Source organism: Pseudomonas sp. UBA4617, from assembly GCF_002386445.1.
In the GTDB taxonomy this organism is placed as follows: Bacteria; Pseudomonadota; Gammaproteobacteria; order Pseudomonadales; family Pseudomonadaceae; genus Aquipseudomonas.
The window spans coordinates 28062-52286 of sequence record NZ_DGIR01000038.1 but is presented as its reverse complement, the minus strand read 5'-3'; the positions used below and the strand labels follow the sequence as shown (position 1 = coordinate 52286).

22 protein-coding genes and 1 pseudogene are annotated in these 24225 nt (G+C 62.2%); 11 read left to right on the top strand and 12 right to left on the bottom strand.

Features of this window, described 5'->3' with window-relative positions; all coding sequences use genetic code 11:
• Both B4L76_RS16995 and B4L76_RS16990 read left to right on the top strand, forming a co-directional pair.
• Nucleotides 1–1158, top strand: coding sequence for a phospholipase D-like domain-containing protein (locus tag B4L76_RS16995; RefSeq protein WP_296234101.1), 1158 nt, complete (start codon nt 1–3; stop codon nt 1156–1158).
• Between the two features lie 51 nt (nt 1159–1209).
• Nucleotides 1210–1788, top strand: coding sequence for a DJ-1/PfpI family protein (locus tag B4L76_RS16990; protein WP_296234099.1), 579 nt, complete (start codon nt 1210–1212; stop codon nt 1786–1788).
• A 42-nt stretch (nt 1789–1830) separates the two neighbouring features.
• On the opposite strand, the gene B4L76_RS16985 is transcribed toward B4L76_RS16990, so the two are convergent.
• Entirely contained in the window at nt 1831–2229 is a 399-nt protein-coding gene (locus tag B4L76_RS16985; protein ID WP_296234098.1) for a nuclear transport factor 2 family protein, read from the bottom strand.
• A gap of 115 nt (nt 2230–2344) precedes the next feature.
• On the opposite strand from B4L76_RS16985, the gene B4L76_RS16980 reads away from it, so the two are divergent.
• Nucleotides 2345–2935: a GNAT family N-acetyltransferase gene (locus B4L76_RS16980; RefSeq protein WP_186675096.1), complete on the top strand. Its 591-nt coding sequence runs from the start codon at nt 2345–2347 to the stop codon at nt 2933–2935.
• Nucleotides 2932–3804 (top strand): carbon-nitrogen hydrolase family protein, encoded by an 873-nt coding sequence (locus B4L76_RS16975; RefSeq protein WP_296234097.1) that lies wholly within the window; start codon nt 2932–2934, stop codon nt 3802–3804. Before B4L76_RS16980 ends, B4L76_RS16975 begins: the two co-directional genes overlap by 4 nt.
• A gap of 60 nt (nt 3805–3864) precedes the next feature.
• Here B4L76_RS16975 and B4L76_RS16970 read toward each other — a convergent pair whose 3' ends face one another.
• Together B4L76_RS16970 and B4L76_RS16965 are read right to left on the bottom strand one after the other, a co-directional pair.
• On the bottom strand, nt 3865–5388 hold the full coding sequence (locus tag B4L76_RS16970; protein WP_225779118.1) for a fumarate hydratase: 1524 nt from the start codon (nt 5386–5388) through the stop codon (nt 3865–3867).
• 311 nt (nt 5389–5699) lie between these two features.
• Nucleotides 5700–6920 carry a hypothetical protein gene (locus tag B4L76_RS16965; RefSeq protein WP_296234096.1) on the bottom strand — a complete coding sequence of 407 codons (1221 nt, stop codon included), beginning with the start codon at nt 6918–6920 and terminating at the stop codon, nt 5700–5702.
• A gap of 173 nt (nt 6921–7093) precedes the next feature.
• On the opposite strand from B4L76_RS16965, the gene B4L76_RS16960 reads away from it, so the two are divergent.
• Nucleotides 7094–8014 carry an iron-sulfur-binding ferredoxin reductase gene (locus B4L76_RS16960; RefSeq protein WP_296234094.1) on the top strand — a complete coding sequence of 307 codons (921 nt, stop codon included), beginning with the start codon at nt 7094–7096 and terminating at the stop codon, nt 8012–8014.
• Nucleotides 8015–8123: 109 nt separating this feature from the next.
• Here the strand turns inward: B4L76_RS16960 and pyk are convergent, their stop codons facing one another.
• Nucleotides 8124–9578 (bottom strand): pyruvate kinase, encoded by a 1455-nt coding sequence (pyk, locus tag B4L76_RS16955; RefSeq protein ID WP_296234092.1) that lies wholly within the window; start codon nt 9576–9578, stop codon nt 8124–8126.
• Between the two features lie 201 nt (nt 9579–9779).
• Between pyk and B4L76_RS16950 the strand changes: the two genes are divergently transcribed.
• The 3 genes from B4L76_RS16950 (at nt 9780) to sbcB (ending at nt 12122) form a co-directional block, all read left to right on the top strand.
• A complete protein-coding gene (locus B4L76_RS16950) occupies nt 9780–10163 on the top strand; it encodes a tetratricopeptide repeat protein (RefSeq protein WP_296234090.1) in 384 nt (127 codons plus the stop codon).
• A gap of 124 nt (nt 10164–10287) precedes the next feature.
• Nucleotides 10288–10647 carry a PilZ domain-containing protein gene (locus B4L76_RS16945; protein WP_296234088.1) on the top strand — a complete coding sequence of 120 codons (360 nt, stop codon included), beginning with the start codon at nt 10288–10290 and terminating at the stop codon, nt 10645–10647.
• Between the two features lie 41 nt (nt 10648–10688).
• The gene (gene sbcB, locus B4L76_RS16940) at nt 10689–12122 is read left to right on the top strand and encodes an exodeoxyribonuclease I (protein ID WP_296234087.1); all 1434 of its coding nucleotides are present in this window, start codon (nt 10689–10691) and stop codon (nt 12120–12122) included.
• An 84-nt stretch (nt 12123–12206) separates the two neighbouring features.
• On the opposite strand, the gene mvaT is transcribed toward sbcB, so the two are convergent.
• Entirely contained in the window at nt 12207–12584 is a 378-nt protein-coding gene (gene mvaT, locus B4L76_RS16935) for a histone-like nucleoid-structuring protein MvaT (protein ID WP_296234086.1), read from the bottom strand.
• Nucleotides 12585–12867: 283 nt separating this feature from the next.
• Here mvaT and purU point away from each other — a divergent pair, with 283 nt between their 5' ends.
• Nucleotides 12868–13719 (top strand): formyltetrahydrofolate deformylase, encoded by an 852-nt coding sequence (gene purU, locus B4L76_RS16930; protein ID WP_023662871.1) that lies wholly within the window; start codon nt 12868–12870, stop codon nt 13717–13719.
• 255 nt (nt 13720–13974) lie between these two features.
• Here purU and B4L76_RS16920 read toward each other — a convergent pair whose 3' ends face one another.
• From B4L76_RS16920 to B4L76_RS24395, 5 genes and pseudogenes are all read right to left on the bottom strand, one after another.
• Nucleotides 13975–14967, bottom strand: coding sequence for a lysylphosphatidylglycerol synthase transmembrane domain-containing protein (locus B4L76_RS16920; protein WP_296234083.1), 993 nt, complete (start codon nt 14965–14967; stop codon nt 13975–13977).
• Nucleotides 14964–15728: a polysaccharide deacetylase family protein gene (locus tag B4L76_RS16915; protein ID WP_296234081.1), complete on the bottom strand. Its 765-nt coding sequence runs from the start codon at nt 15726–15728 to the stop codon at nt 14964–14966. Before B4L76_RS16915 ends, B4L76_RS16920 begins: the two co-directional genes overlap by 4 nt.
• Nucleotides 15721–16842 carry a glycosyltransferase family 4 protein gene (locus tag B4L76_RS16910; RefSeq protein WP_296234080.1) on the bottom strand — a complete coding sequence of 374 codons (1122 nt, stop codon included), beginning with the start codon at nt 16840–16842 and terminating at the stop codon, nt 15721–15723. The genes B4L76_RS16915 and B4L76_RS16910 overlap by 8 nt, the downstream gene beginning before the upstream one ends.
• A 179-nt stretch (nt 16843–17021) precedes the next feature.
• On the bottom strand, nt 17022–17786 hold the full coding sequence (locus tag B4L76_RS24400) for a methyl-accepting chemotaxis protein (RefSeq protein ID WP_406822286.1): 765 nt from the start codon (nt 17784–17786) through the stop codon (nt 17022–17024).
• 93 nt (nt 17787–17879) lie between these two features.
• Nucleotides 17880–18896, bottom strand: a pseudogene (locus B4L76_RS24395) (cache domain-containing protein); the annotation flags it as partial.
• 166 nt (nt 18897–19062) lie between these two features.
• Here B4L76_RS24395 and B4L76_RS16900 point away from each other — a divergent pair.
• Nucleotides 19063–20538: a helicase HerA-like domain-containing protein gene (locus tag B4L76_RS16900; protein WP_296234077.1), complete on the top strand. Its 1476-nt coding sequence runs from the start codon at nt 19063–19065 to the stop codon at nt 20536–20538.
• A 91-nt stretch (nt 20539–20629) separates the two neighbouring features.
• Here the strand turns inward: B4L76_RS16900 and B4L76_RS16895 are convergent, their stop codons facing one another.
• Together B4L76_RS16895 and B4L76_RS16890 are read right to left on the bottom strand one after the other, a co-directional pair.
• Nucleotides 20630–22102, bottom strand: coding sequence for an inorganic phosphate transporter (locus tag B4L76_RS16895; RefSeq protein WP_296234075.1), 1473 nt, complete (start codon nt 22100–22102; stop codon nt 20630–20632).
• A gap of 309 nt (nt 22103–22411) precedes the next feature.
• On the bottom strand, nt 22412–22612 hold the full coding sequence (locus tag B4L76_RS16890) for a hypothetical protein (RefSeq protein ID WP_296234072.1): 201 nt from the start codon (nt 22610–22612) through the stop codon (nt 22412–22414).
• Between the two features lie 462 nt (nt 22613–23074).
• Here B4L76_RS16890 and pcaR point away from each other — a divergent pair, with 462 nt between their 5' ends.
• Nucleotides 23075–23965, top strand: a complete 891-nt coding sequence (gene pcaR / locus B4L76_RS16885) for a pca regulon transcriptional regulator PcaR (protein ID WP_296234071.1) — start codon at nt 23075–23077, stop codon at nt 23963–23965.
• Nucleotides 23966–24225: the final 260 nt, after the last annotated feature.

Below are 24225 nucleotides of genomic sequence, written 5' to 3'. Positions count from 1 at the left end.
ATGGCCGGGCCAGTCTTCCCCTGGCGGGATGGCAACCACTTCGAACTGCTGATTGACGGGCCCGAGTTCTTTCCGCGCATGCTCCTGGCGATCATGCGCGCCGAGTTTCAGGTCGACCTGGAACTGTATCTGGTCGAGGCCGGCAACTGCGCGGATACGGTAGTCGAGGCGCTTGAACGGGCGGCGCTTCGTGGTGTGCGGGTGCGTTGCCTGTTCGACGACTATGGTTCGCTGGCCTTCAACAGCGCATTGCGCCAGCGCCTGCTGGATGCCGGCGTGTACCTGCGCTGGTACAACCGACTGCGCTGGAAGCGTGGCCTGCGCAACCTGTACCGCGATCACCGCAAGCTGCTGCTGGTTGACCAGCGCTGGGCAGTGGTGGGCGGCACCGGTGTCACCGATGAGTTCTGGACGCCGGGCGAGGCGACCAGTGAATGGCACGAGGTGATGGTCCAGATGCAGGGGCCGGTGGTGAACGACTGGCAATTGCTGTTCGACCGCCAGTGGCACGCCAACAACCGCCGTACCGCCTGGCGTCCCGCCGAGGACTTTGGCCTGCCACGCCTGCCCAAGGTCCCGGCGCAGGGGCAAGGCATGGGCCGGGTGGCCTATGCTGACGCCCGCCAGCACCAGGACATCCTGCATTCGCTGGTGCGCGCGATCAACAGCGGCAAGCGCCGGGTGTGGTTGGCCACCCCCTACTTCCTGCCGACCTGGAGCGTGCGCCGCTCGCTGCGCCGAGCCGCTGGCAAGGGTGTCGATGTGCGCCTGCTGCTGACCGGCCCGCGCACCGACCATCCATCGGTGCGTTACGCAGGGCACCGTTATTATCCCCGGCTGCTGCGCGCCGGGGTGCGCATCTACGAATACCAACCGTGTTTCCTGCACCTCAAGATGGTCCTGATCGACGACTGGGTCAGTATCGGCTCGTGCAACTTCGACCATTGGAACCTGCGCTTCAACCTCGAGGCCAATATCGAGGCGCTCGACCCGCCGTTGACGGCTGCCGTACAAGCCAGCTTCGAGCGTGACTTCGCCTTGAGCGAAGTGGTCGACCTCAGTCATTGGCATGCGCGCCCGCTCTGGCGCCGGGTGAAGCAACGGCTGTGGGGCTGGTTGGACCGCCTGGTGGTCAACTTGCTCGACCGTCGCGACTGAGACCGGCTATCGTGCAGTGACTGTCTCTAGGCAATTGAAGGAGTGGGTGCGATGACGGCTAAGAAGATTCTCATGTTGGTCGGCGACTTCGTTGAAGATTACGAGGTCATGGTGCCATTCCAGGCCTTGGGCATGCTTGGGCATACGGTGCATGCAGTTTGTCCGGAAAAGGTCGCGGGGCAGACCGTGCGCACGGCCATCCATGATTTCGAGGGTGACCAGACCTACAGCGAAAAGCCCGGGCACAACTTTGCCCTGAACCACGATTTCGTGCGGGTGCGGCCCGAGGGTTATGACGCGTTGCTGATTCCCGGTGGCCGTGCGCCGGAGTACCTGCGCCTGGACGAGCGGGTGCTTGAGCTGGTGCGGGCATTCGACCAGGCTGGCAAGCCGATCGCCGCGGTGTGCCACGGCGCCCAGCTGCTGGCCGCGGCCGGTGTGCTGGAAGGGCGTGAATGCAGCGCTTATCCGGCGTGTGCACCGGAGGTGCGGTTGGCCGGCGGCACCTTCATCGATATCGCCATAGACCAGGCGCATGTCGACGGTAACCTGGTTACCGCACCCGCCTGGCCGGCGCACCCGGCGTGGCTGGCGGCATTTCTCAAGGTACTCGGCACCCGCATCGCCTGATCGGGCCCGGCTTCCTGATAGCCGCTGCTGGAGCCGTGACCCTCAGCCGACCTGCTCGATCCAGTCATTGAGGTTGTAGTAGTTGGTCACCCGGGCAATCTTGCCACAATGAATGTAGAAGAACGCCCCCGCTGGCAGCACGTAGGTCTGGCCGTTGGCCGGCGGCAGGCCTTCGTCATCGGCCAGGTACTCGCCATGCACGGTGAATTCCGCCGCCGCCCGGCTGCCATCGGCATTCTGCATCACCACGATGTCGGCCAGGCGTTCGCGGTAGCAGCGGTTCATCTTGTCCATGAATGCGGCAAACCGGGCCTTGCCCATCTGCCGCTCGCCCTGGTTGACGTCGTGAATCACGTCCTCGCTGAGCAGGGCAAGAAAGGCCGGCATGTCGCCGGCGTTGAAAGCCGCGTAGTACGCATTTACCAGTTCGGTAGCGGTCATGGAACAATACCTGTCGTTGAGGGAAAAGGCGGGTCGTGGGTACGGATGATAGGGTTTCCCCTCAAGCCCGGCTTAGCCGAGCGCGTCATCCACAACGACAAAACGACCGCCAAGCATGGAAATACGCCTGTTGCACGGCGCCGCTATCGCGCCTTACATCGATGACCTCGCTCGCCTGCGCCTGACCGTGTTTCGCGAGTTTCCCTACCTTTACGACGGCACCCCGGAGTACGAGGCCGACTACCTGGCCACCTATGCCCGGTCCGGGCGCAGCCTGGTAGTGCTGGCGCTGGACGACGGCAAGGTGGTCGGCGCCTCTACCGGCCTGCCGCTGGTGGACGTCGGCGCCGAATTCCAGCAGCCATTCCTGGCCCAGGGGCGCGACCCGGCCAGCGTCTACTACTTCGGTGAATCGGTGGTATTGCCGGAGTACCGTGGCCAAGGCCTGGGCGTGCGCTTTTTCATCGAGCGCGAATCCTACGCGCACAAACTGGCCGAGTTCGATTACTGCGCGTTCTGCGCGGTGGAGCGGCCCGGCGTGCATCCACGGCGCCCTGCAGACTACAAACCCCTGCATGGCTTCTGGCGTAATCGTGGCTTCCTGCACGACCCGTCGCTGCGCACCCGCTACGCCTGGCGTGACCTCGACGAGGCGGAAAGCTCCGACAAACTGATGTCGTTCTGGCTCAAGGAACTGCCGATATGATCCGCCTGGCGGCCTGCCAGTATGCGATTGAGCTACATGAAACCTGGGATACCTACGCCGCGCACCTGCAAGGCCTGTGCGCCGAGGCCGCGGCGGCTGGCGCGCGCCTGCTGCTGTTGCCGGAGTACGCTGGGCTGGTGCTCAGCGGGCAGTTGCCGGCCGGGCAGCGCGGCGACCTGAAGGCCTCGATTGCCGGTATCCAGCCGCTGGTCGAGCCGTGGCTGGTGCTGTGTGAGGGCATTGCTCGACGCTGGGGAATCTACCTGCAGCCCGGCAGCCTGCCGGTGCAGGATGGCGACGGTCAGTACCGCAACCGTGCCTGGCTGTTCGGCCCCGAGGGCGTGCTCGGTTACCAGGACAAGCTGATGATGACCCGTTTCGAGCGCGAGCAGTGGGACATCGCCCCAGGCCAGGGGCTACAGGTGTTCGACACCGAACTGGGGCGCCTGGGTATCCTGATCTGCTATGACAATGAATTCCCGATGCTGGCCCGGCGCCTGGCCGAGGAAGGGGTCGACCTGATCCTGGCACCGAGCTGTACCGACACCGAGGCGGGCTATCACCGGGTGCGCATTGGTGCGCAGGCGCGGGCACTGGAGAATCAGATTGCAGTATTGCAGAGCCCCACGGTCGGGCTGGCGGCCTGGTCGCCGGCGCTGGACGAGAATATCGGCCGGGCCGGGTTGTTCGTGCCACCGGATCATGGCCTGCCGGGCGACGGCGTGATTGCGTTGAGTGAGCAACTGAATCCGGCGCTTAGCCAGTGGCTGCTGTGTGAGGTGGACCTGGAAGAAGTGCGGCGGGTGAGGCGGGAAGGGCAGGTGTTTACCCGCAGGGACTGGCCGGAGCAATTTGACAGAATTCTATGAAAACGGTATCGGCATCTTCGCGGGCGAGCCCGCGAGGATGCCGATACGTTTACATCAGGCTTACTTCACTTCGACTGCCAGGCTCTCGGCAATCTTGCTCTGCCACAGGGCAGGGCCAGTGATATGCACCGACTCACCGTTGCTGTCCACGGCGACGGTCACCGGCATGTCCTTGACCTCGAACTCGTAGATCGCTTCCATGCCCAGCTCGGCGAAGGCCAGGACCTTCGACTTGCGGATGGCCTGGGCCACCAGGTAGGCGGCGCCGCCGACGGCCATCAGGTACACGGCCTTGTTGTCCTTGATCGCCTCGATGGCGGCCGGGCCGCGCTCGGACTTGCCGATCATGCCCAGCAGGCCGGTCTGCTCGAGGATCTGGCGGGTGAACTTGTCCATGCGGGTCGCGGTGGTCGGGCCGGCTGGGCCTACCACTTCGTCACCCACCGGGTCGACCGGGCCGACGTAGTAGATGAAGCGGCCTTTCAGGTCTACCGGCAGCTCTTCGCCACGGTTGAGCATCTCGACCATGCGCTTGTGCGCGGCATCGCGGCCGGTGAGCATCTTGCCGTTGAGCAGGATGGTCTCGCCCGGCTTCCAGCTGGCAACTTCTTCCGGGGTGATGGCGTCGAGGTTGACGCGACGGGCGCTCGGGCCGGCTTCCCAGACAATTTCCGGGTAGGCGTCCAGCGACGGCGCTTCCAGCTCGGCCGGGCCGGAACCATCGAGCACGAAATGAGCGTGGCGGGTGGCGGCGCAGTTGGGGATCATGCACACCGGCAGCGAAGCGGCGTGGGTCGGGTAATCCATGATCTTGACGTCGAGCACGGTGGTCAGGCCACCCAGGCCCTGGGCACCGATGCCCAGCTGGTTGACCTTCTCGAACAGCTCCAGGCGGATTTCTTCCAGACGGTTCTGCGGGCCACGGGCTTTCAGTTCGTGGATGTCGATGGACTCCATCAACACTTCCTTGGCCATCACCGCAGCCTTCTCGGCGGTACCGCCGATGCCGATGCCGAGCATGCCCGGCGGGCACCAGCCAGCGCCCATGGTCGGCACGGTCTTCAGCACCCAGTCGACGATCGAGTCGGACGGGTTGAGCATGGCCATCTTCGACTTGTTCTCCGAACCGCCGCCCTTGGCTGCGACATCGACCTCGACCTTGTCGCCGGGGACGATGGAGTAGTGGATCACTGCCGGAGTGTTGTCCTTGGTGTTCTTGCGGGCACCGGCCGGGTCGGCCAGGATCGACGCGCGCAGCACGTTTTCAGGCAGGTTGTAGGCGCGACGCACACCTTCGTTGATCATGTCGTCGACGCTCATGGTGGCGCCGTCCCAGCGCACGTCCATGCCCACGCGGATGAACACGGTGACGATACCGGTGTCCTGGCAGATCGGGCGGTGGCCAGTGGCGCACATGCGCGAGTTGATCAGGATCTGGGCGATGGAGTCGCGCGCGGCAGGCGATTCTTCACGCAGATAGGCCTCGTGCATGGCCTGGATGAAATCGACGGGGTGGTAGTACGAAATGAATTGCAGGGCGTCGGCGACGCTCTGAATCAGGTCGTCTTGCTTGATCACGGTCATGCAGCGCGCTCCTCTTAAAGACGGGAACATTCATAGAGACGCTCGACGGTGCCGACCAGCATGTCGAAACGCCTTGCAAAGGCGCGCCGGCGGCATGGCCGACGCAAAAAGGCGCGGCAGTATAGCGCGGCTGTGGCGGCGAAACACCTGGACAGCCGCTAGACCTTGGTAAGAGAGGGGGATCCAAGGTGCTTTCTGCGTTTTTTCTACCAACCCTGGACCATTGGCAATGTAACGAGGCGTGATGACCTGATTGAAAAAGGGGCGACCACGCTTATGGCGTGGTCGTCCCTTCCACAAGGGGCACAAACTCAACTGTCTGTCATGCAACGGAGCAAGAAGCCTTGACGCGGTGAGTCATTTTCAAAGTCGCTGCCCACGATGAGCGTTTTGCCGTCCTCTTCGAGGCTGGAGCTCATGGCCAGATCGATACTGTTACCCAATGCTATCCGTCCCCAACCTTGATGCTCGCCGAATGTGGTATCAGGTGCCCCATCGAGCGTAAAGCGCCCCACCACCACATCTGCTTCGTCACCCCCTGACGTCGTGCCGATGGCGATGATCTTCCCCGTTAAAGTACAAACATGTCCCCCCGTCCACTGTCCGTCGTCGTCGCCAAAACGGGTGGTACTCTTTTTGAAACCAGATAGTTTTTCTCCGGCGGGGGTGAACGCTGTGATGAACCCTTCGCTCGTGCCCACGGAACCGATGCAAACGAAGTTGCCGTTGTTGTCCAATTTCGCCAGGTCAGCAAACATTAGGTTGCTTGGCAGTTCAGTTAGCAGATAGCCCCTTTTGCCGAACGTTTCCTCCTCCTCGCCAGTGTCTTTCAAGCAGGCTATGTAGGAGGCGGAGCTTCCATTGATAGTGGTGCCCCCGGTAACATAAATTCTGCCATCAACGATCAATCTCACACGGCCTGAGCTACTGGTAGACTCCAGTGGTTTCAGAAACTTATAGCCCGTCTCATTGAAACGCTTGTCATATTCGCCGTTGACGTCGAGTTTCATGACGACGCTATGTGACCAAGGGTATTGATAGCTGAGGAAAATTCCTCCTTCACCTAGCGTACTGCTGGTGACAACGTCGTTGGCTGACCGGAGCGCTTTAGAGGGTAGCGGTTTTTGCGGTAACTCAATGATTTTATTGCCATTATCGCCGAATCCGATGTCAGGTTTTCCATCCAGGTCGAAGCGCGCCAGCGCGGGCATGTAGCTCAACGTCGCCTCGTCATAGTAACTTCCTGTGATAATAATGTGCTGGTCATAAATATGGACGTTACCGGCTGTCGAATCGAAACCCGCCTTGAAGCGCCCAATGGTCATACCTCCGTCGCCAAACCCGGTATCCAGTTTACCCGCGTTATCGACGCGCAATACCACATAGCCCCAGCCACCATCAATTCTGGCTTGGCCTACAGCTATTCGACCTCCACCGCTTCTTATCGAAGCATTGATTGAAATAAGGCGTTTGTCGGGGCGGGAAACTCCTTGCTGGCCATAAGAGGGGTCCAGTAGTGTTGAATGCTTCATGCGTGAGTGCTCCGCTGTTCAGCAGCCTCATCATCGCTCTTGAACAGTGCTTGTAAACTGTCAGTAATGCCAGTTGACTTGTAGTCATTGAACAAACTGCCAGGGACGTTGCCATTCGTGCAGCACATGAGCGCTTGGCTTAAAGTGTGCGCCTACCCCGGAGATCTGTGACCATGCCCGAACTTTGTGTGGGCGAGCGCCGCTGGACGGTGCCCACCGGCAGTAACCTGCTCGATGCCCTGAACGATGCAGGCTCGAATGTGCCCTTCAGCTGCCGCGCAGGCAGTTGCCATGCGTGCCTGGTGCATTGTCTGGCCGGGCAACCGCTGGATGCCCGGCCCGAGGCCCTGGCGCTGGACAAGCAGGCCCAGGGTTGGCGCCTGGCGTGCCAGTGCCAGGTGGTCGAGGACCTGCGTGTGGCGCTGTTCGACCCGCAGCAGGATGGCGTAGCGGCCGAGGTCTGTGCGCTGGATTGGCACGGCGATGTGTTGCGTTTGCGCTTGCGGCCCGAGCGGGCGTTGCGTTACCAGGCCGGGCAGCATGTGGTGCTGTGGCATGCTGCGGTCGCGCGGCCCTATTCGCTGGCCAGCCTGCCGGGGGAGGACGATTTCCTCGAGTTCCATATCGACTGCCAGCGCCCTGGCGCCTTTTGTGACAAGGCCCGCGGCCTGCAGCTGGGTGACGTGTTGCGCCTGGGGGAATTCCGGGGCGGCGCCTTGCATTACGACCCGGACTGGCAGGACCGGCCGCTGTGGTTGCTGGCGGCGGGCACCGGGCTGGCGCCGTTGTGGGGCATCCTGCGCGAAGCGTTGCGGCAGGGGCATCGGGGCGAGATTCGGTTGCTGCATGTGGCGCGGGATCAGGCAGGGCACTATCTGGCGGAGCCGCTGCGGAAGTTGCCAGGGGTTGAGGTCGAGCTGGTGCTGGCGGAGCAGCTGGAGGAGGTACTGGCCGGCTTGCGGCCGTCATCACGGCAGACGCTGGCGCTGCTGTGCGGGGCGCCGGCGAGTGTCGAGCGCTTTGCCCGGCGGCTGTTCATTGCCGGGGTGCCGCGGGGGCAGGTGTTTGCTGATGTGTTTGTTGAACATGCCTGAGGCGTATGTGCTGCTTGTGCTGGCCTCATCGCGACCTTCGGTCGCTCCTACGGGGGATTGCGATTTCCTGTAGGAGCGACCGCAGGTCGCGATGAGGCCGCAAAGGCTATCAACCGACCAGCGGATCACCTACATGGAGGATCTTCATGCCGTTGGTGCCACCGATGGTGTGGTAGCTGTCACCCTTGGTCAGGATCACCCAGTCACCTTGTTCCACCAGGCCACGCTTGAGCAGTTCGTCGACCGCCGCCTGGCTGACCTTGTCGGCCGGCAGCGAGGCCGGGTCGAAGGCGATCGGGTACACACCACGGAACATCGAGGCGCGAGCCTGGGTGGCGCGGTGCGGCGACAGGGCGAAGATCGGCACGTGCGAACGCAGGCGCGACATGATCAGCGGGGTGTAGCCACTTTCAGTCAGGGCGATGATCGCCTTCACGCCGGGAAAGTGGTTGGCGGTGTACATGGCCGCCAGGGCGATGCTTTCGTCGCAGCGCTCGAAGGTGGTGTGCAGGCGGTGGCTGGACTTCTGGCTGGTCGGGTGCTTTTCGGCACCCAGGCAGATGCGGGCCATGGCCTGGACGGCTTCGATCGGGTAGGCACCGGCGGCACTTTCCGCCGACAGCATGACTGCGTCGGTGTTGTCCAGCACGGCGTTGGCCACATCGGACACTTCGGCACGGGTCGGCATCGGGTTCTGGATCATCGACTCCATCATCTGGGTCGCCACGATCACCGCTTTGTTGTTGCGGCGGGCGTGCTGGATGATCTTTTTCTGAATGGCGATCAGCTCGGCGTCGCCGATTTCCACGCCCAGGTCACCACGGGCGACCATCACCGCGTCGGAGGCGGCGATCAGCTTGTCGAGGGTCTCGTCGTCGGCAACGGCTTCGGCACGTTCGATCTTGGCCACCAGCCAGGCGTTGCCGCCGGCTTCGTCACGCAGCTTGCGCGCATACTCCATGTCGCTGGCGTCACGCGGGAAGGACACCGCCAGGTAGTCGAGGTCCATTTCCGCGGCCAGCTTGATGTCGGCCTTGTCCTTTTCGGTCAGGGCCGGTGCGGTCAGGCCACCACCTTTGCGGTTGATACCCTTGTGGTCCGACAGTGGGCCGCCGATGATCACCACGCAGTGCAGGGCGTCGGCGGTGGCGGTTTCGACGCGCATGACCACGCGGCCATCGTCAAGCAGCAGTTCGTCACCGACGCCGCAGTCCTTGACCAGGTCGGGGTAGTCGATACCGACGATGTCCTGGTTGCCTTCGGTCAGCGGGTGGGCGGTGGAGAAGGTGAACTTGTCACCGATCTTCAATTCGATGCGCTTGTTGGCGAACTTGGCGATGCGGATCTTCGGACCCTGCAGGTCACCCAGCAGCGCGACGTGGCGGCCGTTCTTGGCGGCGATCTCACGAATCAGGCGGGCGCGGGCCTTGTGCTCGTCCGGGGTGCCGTGGGAGAAGTTCAGGCGTGCCACGTCCAGGCCGGCGAGGATCAGCTGTTCGATCACTTCCGGCGAATTGCTGGCGGGGCCAAGGGTGGCGACGATTTTGGTACGGCGGATGGTCATGCACAGACTCCTATAGTGAAGCGCAGCGAAAGGCTACTCCTGAATCTCGCTGTAGTCATTGTTCCGTTGCACTACCTGTGACTTCCGGGGTAGGGCAGCTGCAAGCTGCAGATCGAGGCGTGAGCGGCACGGGCGCTGATTCCACTGCAACTGAAGAAAACCCGATCCCGGCCGATATACTTGCCATCAAAGGAGATCCCCATGCGTGCCCTGATCGTTTTTGCCCTGGCTGCCAGCGTCGTCGGCTGTACCCGCTGGTCGATGGACCACCACCTGAACAATGCCTACCGTGCCTACGACCGCGGCGACTGCCAGCGGGTCATGCTCGAGTTGTCGCAGGTCGACCGCACCAGCCGCGCGCGACCGTTCATCCACCCCGAAGTGTCGCTGCTGCGTGGCCAGTGTCTGGAGCGCCAGGCATTGTACGTGGATGCTGCGCAGACCTATCAGTACCTGATCCAGCAATACCCGGGCAACGAATACGCCTATCGCGCCCGGGCGCGCCTGCAGACCCTGGAAAAACTGGGCCATCTGCGCGGCGAAGCGGCCGTGACCAGCCCTGTGCAGGCCGCCCCTTGGCGTTAACACCAAGGTAGTGATTCATTTCACGCGATTTGCTGCGCGGGCTGCGCTAATCTGTAAATCAGCTGTTACAACAACCGCCAGTTCATCGTATTCCTGGCACCTGGATACGGATTGCACTGCGATCATGTTCAACAAGCGCCACATAGAACGCCACCAACTGCCTTGTGTCCTCAAGGTGTACAACCGCTTGACCGGCCAGGCCATCGGCCAGTTGGGCAACGCCTCCGAAGACGGGCTGATGCTGATCAGCCAACTGCCTGTGCTGGTAGGGCCCGACTACGAACTGCAGTTGCGCCTGCCGTTGACCGGTGGCGGGCATCAGTTCGTCAACCTGACCGCCAGTTGCCTGTGGTGTCGCGAAGACCAGACCCCCGGCCACTACGATTCGGGCTTCATGTTGTTGCAAGTGCCCCGCGAGTACGACGAATTTGTCGGTTCGCTGCGCGACTTTTTCAGTTTTCTTCCAGCCGACGCTTCAGTCTGAGGCTGCGTTAGAATCGGTCGACCTCGATACAGGACGACCCCGTGACCTCCAGCATTTTCTGGCACGACTACGAAACCACTGGCATCAACCCCCGCTGCGACCGGCCGTTGCAGGTGGCCGGCGTGCGCACCGATTTCGACCTTAACGAGATCGACGAGCCGATCAGCCTTTACTGCCGACCCTCCGACGACATCCTGCCGCATCCCGCTGCCTGCCTGGTGACCGGCATCACGCCGCGGCAACTGGCTGAACAAGGGCTGTGCGAAGCCGAGTTCATGACCCGGGTGCATGAGCAACTGGCCCAGCCAGGCACCTGTGGTGCGGGATACAACACCTTGCGCTTCGATGACGAAGTGACCCGCTACAGCTTGTACCGTAACTTTTTTGACCCCTATGCCCGTGAATGGCAGGGCGGCAATAGCCGCTGGGACCTTATCGACATCGTGCGCACGGCCTACGCCTTGCGCCCTGACGGTATCGAATGGCCGCAACAGGATGGGCGTGTCAGCCTGCGCCTGGAATTGCTGAGCAAGGCCAATGGCATCGACCACGGTCATGCTCACGAAGCGCTCTCCGACGTACGGGCAACCATCGCCCTGGCCCGGCTCATACGGCAGAAACAACCGAAGTTGTATGAATGGCTGTTCCAGTTGCGCAGCAAGCATAAAGTCATGGAACAGGTCCGTTTGCTGCAGCCTCTGGTACATATATCCGGGCGCTTTTCGGCGGCCCGCAACTACCTGGGTGTCGTATTGCCACTGGCGTGGCACCCACGTAATCGCAATGCTCTGGTGGTTTGCGACTTGCACCAGGAAACCCTACCTTTAATACGGGAAAGTGCTGAAGTTCTGCGTCAGCGCTTGTATACCCGCCATGAACAACTGGCCGAGGGCGAACTACCCGTGCCGTTGAAACTGGTACAGATCAACCGCTGCCCGGTATTGGCGCCGCTGTCGGTATTGCGCCCGGTCGATCAACAACGACTGGGCCTGGACTTGACGCTGTTACAAGTGCGCGGCGAAGAACTGGCCAGGCAACAAGCGCAATGGCAAGACAAGCTGGAACACATCTACGGCAAGGAAGACTTCGCCCCGAGTGACGACCCGGAACAACAGTTGTATGACGGTTTTCTCGGGGACCGTGACCGCCGTTTATGCGAGCAAGTTCGTGCGCTGGAGCCGGCGCAGTTGAGCCGTGGGCACTGGATGTTCGACGACTCGCGCTTGCCGGAACTGTTATTCCGCTACCGCGCGCGCAACTTCCCCGACACCTTGAGCAGCGAAGAGCGGCAGCGCTGGTTCAGCTTCTGTCAGCAGCGCCTGAGCGACCCGAAATGGGGGGCGCCGAATACCCTTGGCGACTTTGAACAGGCGCGCCAGCAGGCCTGGACGGGCGCTGACGAGGCGGGGCGGCGCGTGCTCGAGGCCTGGCGGGAACATGCCCGGCAGTTGCAGGTACGGTTCGCAATTGGCTAAGTGCCAAGGGAAACGCAGGCAAACAAAAACGCCGGCAATGAGCCGGCGTTCTTGATGCGATAAGCAACAGGTGCAGGCGGACAATCAGTCCAGCAGAGTCGCCCAGCTTTCAACCACATCGCCACCCCATTTGGCTTTCCACTCTTTCAGAGTCTTGTGGTTGCCGCCTTTGGTTTCGATCACTTCATTGTTGTGAGGGTTCTTGTATTGCTTGACCTTGCGCGCACGCTTGGTCGCGGTAGGCTTGACTGCACCACGCGGCGCCTTGCTCAGTTTCGAATCGGGGTCGAGCAGGGCAATCACGTCGCGCAGCGACTTGGAGTATTCGCCCATCAGGTTGCGCAATTTGCCTTCGAACTCCAGTTCTTTCTTCAGCTTGTCATCCTGCGACAGATTGGCCAGGCGAGCTTGAAGTTCCTTGATGGCCTCTTCGGTGGCGCGGTACTCGTTGATCAGGGACATGGAGTGTTCCTTAATGCGTGTTCAGAAATGTGTGGGCCAATAATAGACAGGCGATACGCTCAAGTAAATATATTATTGGGCGAATAACTGTTAATTAAGCTGTGACAACATTTCTCCAAGTGAACAAAAATTTACATTTAACCCGTGCATTTGTCCGGTCTGCCAGATGCCGCGCGCGCCGTACAAGGTGAGCTGCACGAGCCCGGGCGGTTGCGATCAATACTGCGTTTTTGCTGGCGGGTCGCTAGAATGAGCGCCTTTGCGAAGTTCTGGAGTCTCATTCATGCGCACCTATCGTCTGGTGATCGCCTGCCCCGACCGTGTTGGCATCGTGGCGAAAGTCAGTAATTTCCTGGCCTTGTACAATGGCTGGATCAACGAAGCCAGCCATCACTCCGATGAGCAGAGCGGCTGGTTCTTCATGCGCCATGAAATTCGCGCCGAATCGCTGCCGTTCGGTATCGAGGCGTTTCGCGAGGCCTTTGCACCGATTGCCGAAGAGTTTTCCATGACCTGGCGCATTACCGACTCGGCGCAAAAAAAACGCGTGGTGCTGATGGCCAGCCGCGAATCGCATTGCCTGGCCGACCTGCTGCACCGCTGGCACACCGATGAACTGGATTGTGAAATCCCTTGCGTGATTTCCAACCACAACGACCTGCGCAGCATGGTCGAGTGGCACGGCATTCCGTTCTTCCATGTACCGGTCGACCCCAAGGACAAGGCTCCGGCATTCGCCGAGGTGTCGCGCCTGGTGCAGGAGCACGCTGCCGACGTGGTGGTGCTGGCTCGTTACATGCAGATCCTGCCGCCGCAACTGTGCCAGGACTATGCCGAAAAGGTGATCAACATCCACCACAGCTTCCTGCCGTCGTTCGTCGGCGCCAAGCCTTACCACCAAGCTGCACTGCGCGGCGTGAAGCTGATCGGCGCGACCTGCCACTACGTCACCGAGGAACTCGATGCCGGCCCGATCATCGAGCAGGATGTGGTGCGGGTCAGCCATGCCGACAGCATCGATGACATGGTCCGCTTTGGCCGTGACGTGGAGAAGATGGTGCTGGCCCGTGGCCTGCGCTATCACCTGGAAGACCGCGTGCTGGTGCATGGCAACAAGACCGTGGTCTTCGACTGACGGATCGGGTTGGCTGTGAGCTGCGCGACGCCATGGCAGAACGCGATAGCTTGTAGGGGCGGCCTTGTGTCGCGAGGGGGCGCTGGGCGCCCCCGGCAATCCTGAAGGGAACAGCAATGACCAAGCAGCGCAACCAACCCACCGCCCCCGCCCCGCCCACCCTCGGCGAAGGCTGCCTGGCCCGCTACGACCCGGCCGCCCTGGCCGACACCGACGGTACCGAGTTCCCGGGCGCCGCCGAACTCTGGCAGCAGCTCAACCCGCCTGACGCCGCCAGCGCTCAAGCATCGGCCGCGCCAGCAGAAACACAAATACCGGCCCACCCGCCAACAGATAGAAATAGTAGGTAACCGCCCGCCATATCACGATCGCTGCCGCCGCGGTCGAACTGCCCACCAGTGGCGTCAACAGGCTCGCCGAGGTCAGCTCGGCGGCACCGGCACCGCCCGGCAGCAGGCTGAACTGGCCGGCACTGAGTGACAGCATCTGCACCAGGAAGCTAGGTATCCACGCCAGGTTGACGCCCAGCCCCTGCAACACCAGGTACAACACGCTGTAGCGCAGCCCCCAATGCACGCAGGTCAGGGTGAAAACCAGGATCAGCGTGCGTTTTGGCAGGCGCCAGGTTTGCGCCAGTGCATCGATGAAGTGCAGCAGTTTGCGCGCCCAGCGGCGTTTACGCTGCTGGCTGATGCCCAGGCGGCGCAACAGGCGGCCATTCAGGCGCATCACCGTGCGGCGGTAGCGCAACAGCCCGAGCACTGCGGCCAATGCCGTGCACAATAGCAGCGCGCTGCCCAGCAACATGCCTTGCTGGCTACGCCCCAGGCTGTGGAACAGGGCGTAACCGGCAATCGCCAGCATGGCGCAGAAGAAGAACACCAGGTCGTTCAACTGGTCCATGGCGAACACCGCGCCGCTGCGCGCCGGGCCGATGCGATCGCGCGCCAGCAGCGCCATCAGGGTCAAGGGCCCGCCACTACCGCCGGGCGTGGTGCAGATGGCAAACTCGGTAGCCATCACCACGCCCAGGCTGCGCAGGCGCCCGAGCCTTGCACCTTGCTGGCCGAGCAGCAGGCGCAGGCGTACGGTGTTGATGACCCAGCACAGCAGGATCATGCCAAGCAGGGTCAGTAGCAGGCTGGGGTCGAAGCGCTGCAGTCGGGGCAGCAGCCCGCTGCCACCGAGCAAGGCCGGCACCAGCACCGCGCCGAGCAGCGCCAGACCCAGCCATGCCAGGCGGTTCATGAGCCGACCTTGCGGTCCAGCCAGGCCGACTTGGTCAGAGGTTCGCGGCCCTGTGCGAGGAGCTTGCGCAAGGTGTTCAGCCAGTATTCGCGGGAGCTGCGATGACGCATGTCCACCGGGTGCAGGCCAAGGCGCAGGGTTTCAGCATTGCGCCAACGCCGACATTGCCAGTCGCAGACCAGCCGTGACAGCCCGCGCCGCCAGGCGCTGCGGGCACTCCACACCAGGCCTGGGGCCTCGACCGCGGTGAATTCAGGCAAGCGATACAGGTGCTGTGGCGTGCTGGTGTAGCGCAGCGGCAGATGACGCAACGCCTGGCGTGTACCTTCGCTCATCAGCCAGGCGGGGGCGACAAACCCGGCTACGGGCCAGCCCTGCTGGCCGAACACGGCCAGGCCGTGTTGCAGGCGCTGCAGGGCCTGTTGCTGGTCGAGCGCGTAGAACTCGCCTTCATGGGTATAGATACGGCGCATGAAGTATTCGCGGGGCGTACGCGGTGGCGGGCTGTCATCGGCATGGTAATAGCCGTGCAGGGCCAATTCGTCGCCCTGTGCCAGGCGCCGTTCGAGCAGGCGGCAGAAAGCGGGCGAGCGCAGCAGTGGGTTGCGCTGATGAAAGTCCGGTACCACCAGCCAGGTCATGGGCACGCCGCCCATGGCGTCGACCGCCTGGACAAAGGGCTGGTAGTCTGGCCAGGTCTCGGGGGCCACATCGTGCAACACCAGCATCAGGCTGCGCGCACCCGGCAATGGCTCAACCATGGGCGCGTGCCTGCGGCTGGTGGCCGAGCACGGCCTGGTAGTGCTGTAGCAGGCCGGCAACCACGTTGTCCCAGGAGTAGTTCTGTTCGACATGGCGGCGGGCCTGCGCACCCAGTTTGCGTACACCGGCCTCGAATACCTCGCGCACCGCGCTTGCCATGGCCTGGCCATCGTTCGGTCGGCACAGGCGCCCGCAGTGGTCGTTGACGATCTCGCCGAATGCACCGGCACGTACGGCCACCACCGGCGTGGCGCTGGCCATGGCTTCGAGTATGACCAGACCGAAGGTTTCCTGGTCGCCGGCATGCACCAGCAGGTCAGCGCTGGCCATCAGCCTGGCGACTTCCGGGGCAGGGCAGAAGTGGTTGATCACGCTGACATTGTGCGGCACGTTGGCCGGCATGTTCGAACCCACCAGCAACAGGTGGTAGGGGCGACCAAGGTGCTGCATGCAGTCGAGCAGTACCGGCAGGTTCTTCTCCCGCGAGCCACGGCCGGCATAGATCAGCAGGCGGCTGGTATCGGCAATGCCCAGTTCGGCACGCAGCTGCGGGTCGCGTCGGCTGGGGTGGAAGGTGCCCAGGTCGACGCCCAGGCGCTGCACGTGCACGTCCCGCACGCCCAGGCGGCGCAGCTTGTCGGCCATGACCTGGCTAGGGGCCAGGACCCGGTCGAAGTTGCCGTACAGCTTGCTGACATAGGCTTCGACGTTGGGTGTGAACCAGTTGCCCATGCGGTTGCTGACCAGCAATGGCAGGTCGGAATGGTAGAAGCCGATTACCGGCACATTCAGCTGGCGCCGTGCTTCCAGCGCAGCCCAGGCAGTCAGGTAGGGATCGCCGACTTCGATCAGGTCAGGCTTGAGCTTGCGCAGTACGTTGCACCAAGGGGCCAGGCGCACCGGGAAGCGGTAGCCATTGCCGAACGGCAGGGGCGGTGCAGGCACCTGGTAGATACCATCGGCATGTTGTGCGCTGGCGCCGGGTATCAGCAGGCTGTGGCGCACGCCGTGGATGGCGTCGAGGCGGTGGTGTTTGGCATCAAGATAGGTACGTACGCCGCCGCTGGCGGGGGCGTAGAACATGGTGATGTCGGCGATGTGCACGATCAGCATCCCTCCGGGATCGTCTTCGGGTCTGTCATCCGGCGGTACAAAGCCGGCGATGACGCGCCTTAAAGTTGACCTTTCAGAAGGATAGTTTGTTCGATCGGGGTTGGGCGGGGGGTAACACGGAATAGCGGTGTCGGCTTCTTCGCGGGCATGTCCGCGAAGAAGCCAGATGCAGTCTGGAATCAGATACGGAAGCTGCCCACCAGTTGCTTCAGGCGGCTGGCCTGCTGTTCCAGGTCGGAGCAGGCGCGCAGGGTGGCCTGCAGGTTCTCCACGCCCTCCTGGTTGAGCATGTTGATCTCGTTGATGTCCATGTTGATCGCCTCCACCACCGCGGTCTGCTCTTCGGTGGCGGTGGCCACCGACTGGTTCATGCCGTCGATCTCGCCGATGCGCACGGTCACGCTGTCCAGGCGTTCGCCGGCCTGGTTGGCGATCTGCATGCTGTCCTGGCTGTGGCGCTGGCTCTGGTCCATGGTCTCGACCGACTCGCGGGCGCCGACTTGCAGTTCTTCGATCATGGTCTGCACCTGCTGCGCCGATTCCTGGGTGCGGTGCGCCAGGTTGCGCACTTCATCGGCAACCACGGCAAAACCACGTCCGGCCTCACCGGCACGGGCCGCTTCGATGGCCGCATTCAGTGCCAGCAGGTTGGTCTGCTGGGAAATGCTGGTAATCACTTCGAGGATCTGGCCGATGTTGACGGTCTTGCTGTTCAGCGTCTCGATGTGCGCGCTGGAGGTGACAATCAGGTCGGACAGGCGATTCATTGCCGCAATGTTGCGCTCTACCACCTGCTGCCCCTCTTCGGCCAGCAGGCGCGCCGAGCTGGCATGCTGCGAAGCCTGGGCCGCGTTGCCGGCAATTTCCTGGGCAGCGGCACCCAGTTCGTTGATGGCGGCGGCCACGCTGTTGGTGCGGTTGGCCTGCTCGTCGGAGTTGGTCATGGACGAGTTGGAAGCGCTGATCACCCGCAGGGCCACTTCGTTGACCTGCTCGGTAGCCGAGGACACTTCGCGGATCGAACTGTGGATACGCTCGACGAAGCGGTTGAATGCGCTGCCCAGGACGCCGAATTCGTCGTGGTTGTGGATACGCAGGCGCTTGGTCAGGTCACCTTCGCCTTCGGCGATGTCCTCCATCGCGCGGGTCATGGTGTGCAGCGGTTGCATCAGCACGCGGATCAGCAGGCCGAGCAGGCCGATGATGATCACCACCGCCACCAGCGTGGCGATCACTGCCGAGGTGCGGAAGGTGCTGAGCATCGCGAAGGCCTTGTCCTTGTCTACCGACAGGCCGATGTACCAGTTTGCCGACGGCAAGCCGGTGATCGGGGTGAAGGTCAGCAGGCGGGTCTGGCCATCGCTCTGCACTTCGGTCAGCTCACCGGTCAGTTTTGGCGTGTGCTGCGGGAACAGGTCCGACAGCGACTTCATCACCAGGCCCTTGTCCGGGTGCACCAGGATCTTGCCCTGGTCGTTGACCAGGAAGGCGTAGCCCATGCCGCCGAAGTTCAGCGAGTTGATGATCTGTACCAGGCCGTCGAGGGCCAGGTCGCCACCGACAACCCCGACATTGCCGGCGACCTTGCTGATGATGCCGATGACCATCTTGTTGGTGGCCATGTCGATGTACGGCTCGGTGAGGATGGTGCCGGCGGCATTCAGGCCGTCCTTGTACCATGGGCGAGTGCGCGGGTCGTAGCCGTCGGGCATCTTGGTATCGGGGCGCACGCTGAAGCCGCCATCGACCTTGCCAACGTAGACCGTGAGGAAGCTGGAGATCAGCGCGTTCTGGCCCAGCAGGGTGTCGGCGCTGGCCGGCTCCTGGGCTATGTTCTGTGCCAGGTTTTCCACCAGCTTGATGCGGCCTTCGAACAGGTTGCGAATATTGTTCGAAGTGGAATCGCCCATTTCTGCCAGATAGTTTTCCAGGTCTTCGCGGATCGCATTACGCTGGAGGTAATCGTTGTAGAGCGTAAAAAGGCTGAAGGCGAGTATCACGATCAGTGATGCGGCCAAGAGAATCTTGTGGCTGAAACGAAGGCTTTTGTTCATGGCGTAATCGGTTCCGCTAAGGTTTGTATCAGGCGTTTGCACGCAAGGCATCGCAGCCGTGCAAGATCCCGAAAAGTCCCTTTTCGGTTGTCCCTCTCTATCAAGGCAAATATCACCCACAGGTATCGGCCGAATTCAGGTAAAGCTTGAGCAGAGGATTAAAGAGATGTCGGAATTTTCGACCATTGTTGTAGGTGCAGGCCCGGATGGCTTGCCAGTCGGACAGGCGATGAGGCTGGCCAACCGCCATGGCCTGGTGGCTGGCGCCACCGGTACGGGCAAGACCGTCACCCTGCAGCACCTGGCGGAGGCATTCAGTGACGCGGGCGTGGCGGTGTTTGCCGCCGATGTCAAAGGCGACCTGTGCGGCCTGGGCGCTGCCGGTGCGCCGCAGGGCAAGGTGGCCGAGCGCATAGCCGGCATGCCCTGGCTAAGCCACAGGCCGCAAGCCTACCCGGTGAGCCTGTGGGACATCGCCGGGCAGTCCGGTCACCCGTTGCGCACCACCCTCAGCGAGATGGGGCCGTTGCTGCTGGGCAACTTGCTGGAGCTGAGCGACAGCCAGCAGGCGGCGCTGTATGCGGCGTTCAAGGTGGCTGACCGTGAAGGCTTGCTGCTGCTGGACCTCAAGGACCTCAAGGCCCTGCTCACGCACCTGAAAGACAACCCGCAACTGCTGGGTGAAGACAGCGCGCTGATGACTGCGGCTTCCACCCAGGCACTGCTGCGCAGGCTGGCTACGCTGGAACAGCAGGGCGCCGAGGCGCTGTTCGGTGAGCCGGCGTTGCAGCTCGAGGACCTGCTGCGAGCGGACCCGGATGGCCGCGGGCGTATCCACCTGCTGGACGCCAGCCGCCTGGTGCACGAGGCGCCCAAGGTGTATGCGACCTTCCTGTTGTGGTTGCTGGCCGAACTGTTCGAGCAGTTGCCCGAGCGCGGTGATGCCGACAAACCGGTGCTGGCGTTGTTCTTCGATGAAGCGCATTTGCTGTTCAACGATACGCCCAAGGCGTTGCAGGACCGCCTGGAGCAGGTGGTGCGGCTGATTCGCTCCAAGGGGGTTGGGGTGTACTTTGTCACCCAGTCGCCAGGGGATTTGCCGGATGCGGTGCTGGCGCAACTGGGCTTGCGTATCCAGCATGGCCTGCGGGCGTTCACCGCCAGGGAACAGAAGTCGCTGCGCGCGGTGGCAGATGGTTTCCGCCCAAATCCGGCGTTCGACACCCTGGCAGTGCTGACCGAGCTGGGCATTGGCGAGGCGCTGGTGGGGACGCTGGAAGAAAAGGGCACACCGGCAATGGTGCAGCGCGTGTTGATTGCACCACCGCAGTCGCGTATCGGGCCGCTGAGTGCCGCCGAGCGTAGTGCGCTGACTGCTGCCTCCCCGCTGGCAGGGCGGTATGACAAGCCGGTGGACCGTGAATCGGCTTATGAAATGCTCAGCCAGCGCAAGGGCGAGCCGGTAGAGCCGGCACCACAGCCCCAGGCGGACGAGGAAAGTTTTGCCGACAAGGCCGGTGAGTTCCTGCAAAGTGCGGCGGGGCAGGCGATCAAGTCGGCGGTGCGCCAGGCGGCCAACCAGTTAGGTCGGCAATTGGTGCGGGGGCTGATGGGGTCGTTGCTGGGAGGCAGGAAAAGGTAGGTTGCCTGTAACGGCGCCTTCGCGGATAACCCGCACCCACGCGGATATTGAAAAGGCGCCTGCAAGGGCGCCTTTTTCATTGCGGTGTCACTCAGCCAATGGCTTTCGACGCCAGCCAGAACAGGCCAGCCGCCAGGCCCATCGACGCCGGCAGGGTCAGTACCCAGGCCAGCAGGATGGTCTTCACGGTGCCGCCTTGCAGGCCGCTCTTGTTGGCGACCATGGTGCCGGCTACGCCGGACGACAGTACGTGGGTGGTCGATACCGGCAGGGCGAACACGTTGGCCATGCCGATGGCACAGGCTGCGGTGATCTGTGCCGACATGCCCTGGGCATAGGTCATGCCCTGCTTGCCGATCTTCTCGCCAACGGTCAGTACCACGCGTTTCCAACCAACCATGGTGCCCAGGCCCAAGGCCAGGGCGACGGCAACGATGACCCAGAACGGGGCGTATTCGGTGGTGGCGGTCAGGTCCTTGCGCAGCTTTTCCAGGTCGGCCTTTTCACGGGCTTCCAGGCCTGGCAGCTTGCCGACCTTTTTCGCCGTGTCGTCCAGGCACAGCAGGTAGCGACGTACTTCAACGCGCTTTTCCGCATCCAGGCTGTGGTAATCCGTTACGCCTTGCAGCGAAGATTGCAGCGCGGCAATGGTCGGTTCGGTCTGCTTCGGGTTGCAGCTGAACCGCTCCGGCAGGTCGCTGGCATTGGCCTTGCCCAGCGCCAGGAACTCGCCCAGGGTAGCGGCGTTGCGCTGGTAGAACTGGCTCATGTGCAGGGTAGCGTCGCGGGTCCGTTCGATCTGGTAGGTGGTGCTGTTCAGGTCGAGGACGAACTTGGCCGGGACGATACCGATCAGCACCAGCATGATCAGGCCAATGCCTTTCTGGCCGTCGTTGGAACCGTGCACGAAGCTCACGCCCATGGCCGAAACCACCAGTACCAGGCGGTTCCAGAACGGCGGGTGCTTCTTGTCGTCGAGCTTGCGACGCTGCTCGGGGGTCTTGTGCATCTTCGACAGCGGACGCCACCACTTCAGGCCGATGAGCACCAGGGCTGCGACGGCGAAGCCGGCCATTGGCGAGACCACCAGCGACATGGCGATGTCGATCGCCTTCTGCCAGTTGACGCCGTCGCCCAGCGGGATGTCGTTGATCAGCGCGTTGGCCAGGCCGACGCCAAGAATGGAGCCGATCAGCGTGTGCGAGCTGGAGGCCGGGATACCGAAGTACCAGGTGCCGAGGTTCCAGGTGATGGCCGCAGCCAGCAACGAGAAGACCATGGCCAGGCCGTGTCCGGTGTTCACATTGATCAGCAGCTCTACCGGCAGCAGGTGCACGATGGCATAGGCCACCCCCACACCGCCGAGCAGAACGCCAAGGAAGTTGAACACGCCGGAGAAGAACACGGCGAGGTGCGGCGGCATGGCTTTGGTATAGATGACGGTGGCTACCGCGTTGGCGGTGTCATGAAAGCCATTGATGAACTCGAAGGCGAGTACGAAGGTCAGGGCGAGCAGCAGGCTCACCAGTACCCAGGCATCCAGTCCGCTGAATAATTCGATCATGAAGGTTGTCTGGCGGTCATAGGGGGGCGGGATTATGCCAGAAAACCGCGGCAATCGATGCATTTGCGACAGACCGATGGCAATCTTCCAACGTCCCGAGCGCAGTGCACGGCGGTGCCAGCGGTCAGGAAAATGTCGGCCAAAACGCGAAAAACACGACGAAAATCGATAAAAATCCGGCTAAAAAGTCGCCTCGCTACCGTTCAAACGGCCGTATGAAATTTGTGTGATTCCATTTCATCTTCGGCCTGGCGGTAAAGATCGAGGCCGCCCGGGCAGGCGGGGCGGCGATCCTGGCGAGCTCCGGCTTCAGGCGTTGTCGCTACGCAGTTCCTTTTCCATACGCTCCAGTTCCTGGCTGAAGGCCTGGTCACGCACGCTGGCACGCTTGCGCCAAGGTTTGCGTTCTGGATCCGGTTGTGCGGCGTAAGTAGTTACCTCACCACCATAGACTTCCTTGTAACGTTCAGCCTGGCGCTCCAACTCTGCGCGCAGTTCATCTTTCGTCACATGCATTACCTGAATTAAGTTTGAAGACTGTTTGTTTCATGTGCAGTACAGCCTGCGTCATACGGCTGAAGGCTCGTTGCTGCTGCAGCGCCGCGGCCTGCCTGGTCGATTATAGCAATCGTTATTTAGATGAACATCGTTATTTACCGGCTCTGATATTCCGACACAAGTAACGATGCGTCCGACAACGGTGCGTACCTTCCTGCAAGTTCGAAAAGCAAGGCGGGAAAAAGTTCGTCGCCGGAGCGGATAGAGGTTTTCGACTGGCTGTGGAATGAAAAACGGCCTCGCCTGAAAGGCGAGGCCGTTGCCTGGGACTTCTACGGTGGGTACCTGACCAGTCTCTCCAAAGAAGCCACAAGTGGCGAGAGAAAGGTATAAGTAAAAGTGTCAGCGGTCAATTGCGATTATCGGCCGTTTGTTCGATAATCGCACGAGCGGGTGTTTTTTTTGAGGTATGCAATGAGTGACGAAAAGCTGGCCAACGATTCCGACAATCCAGACCCGGCCATTCCAGAGCAGGAACGATCTGCCTCGACAGCGCTGGCACCGCCGATCGTGGCGTCGCCGGCCAAGCGTATCCAGGCCTTTACCGGCGATCCGGACTTCATGACCTCCCTGGCGCGTGGCCTGGCCGTGATACAGGCCTTCCAGGAACGCAAGCGTCACCTGACCATCGCCCAGATCAGCCACCGCACCGAAATTCCCCGGGCAGCTGTGCGCCGTTGCCTGCACACGCTGATCAAGCTGGGCTATGCCACTACCGACGGGCGCACCTATTCGTTATTGCCCAAAGTCTTGACGCTGGGCCATGCGTACCTGTCATCAACGCCGTTGGCGATATCCGCCCAGCCTTACCTGGACCGTATCAGCGACCAGTTGCACGAGGCCGCCAACATGGCCACCCTCGAGGGTGACGATATTCTTTATATAGCCCGTTCAGCCACGGTGGAGCGGCTGATCTCGGTCGACCTGTCGGTGGGCGGGCGCCTGCCGGCCTATTGCACGTCGATGGGGCGTATCCTGCTGGCGGCGATGGACGACACCAGCCTGCGCGAGTACCTGGAGCGTGCAGACCTGAAGGCCCGCACCAGCCGTACCTTGCACGACCCCGAGTCGCTGTTCGCCTGTATCCAGCAGGTGCGTGCCCAGGGCTGGTGCGTGGTGGACCAGGAACTGGAGCAGGGGCTGCGCTCGATTGCTGTGCCGGTGTATGACGCTTCGGGTCAGGTGCTGGCGGCGTTGAACGTGAGTACGCATGTCGGGCGGGTGACGCGCAGCGAGTTGGAGCAGCGCTTCCTGCCGATTCTGCTGACCGCCAGCCGGGACCTTTGCCATCAGCTGTTTGGCTGAGCAGTCATGGGGCGCATGCCGCCCCTTTCAAATTGAGAACAGGCAAAACCGTTTCCTGTGCGATAAACGCACAGTGTCGTTCGCGGCGAATTGCTTCACTTCGGCCTGCTGATTAATGTCTCTCGCAGCGGTCGGCTGCGCTGACCGAACAAGAAAAATACAAGAGGCACTTACCATGACTACTGTCCCTGCGCTGGCGCGGCCGCACTCGCGCGCAGTCCCGTTGTATCCAGGCTGACACGAGCCGTTCTCACCCCACT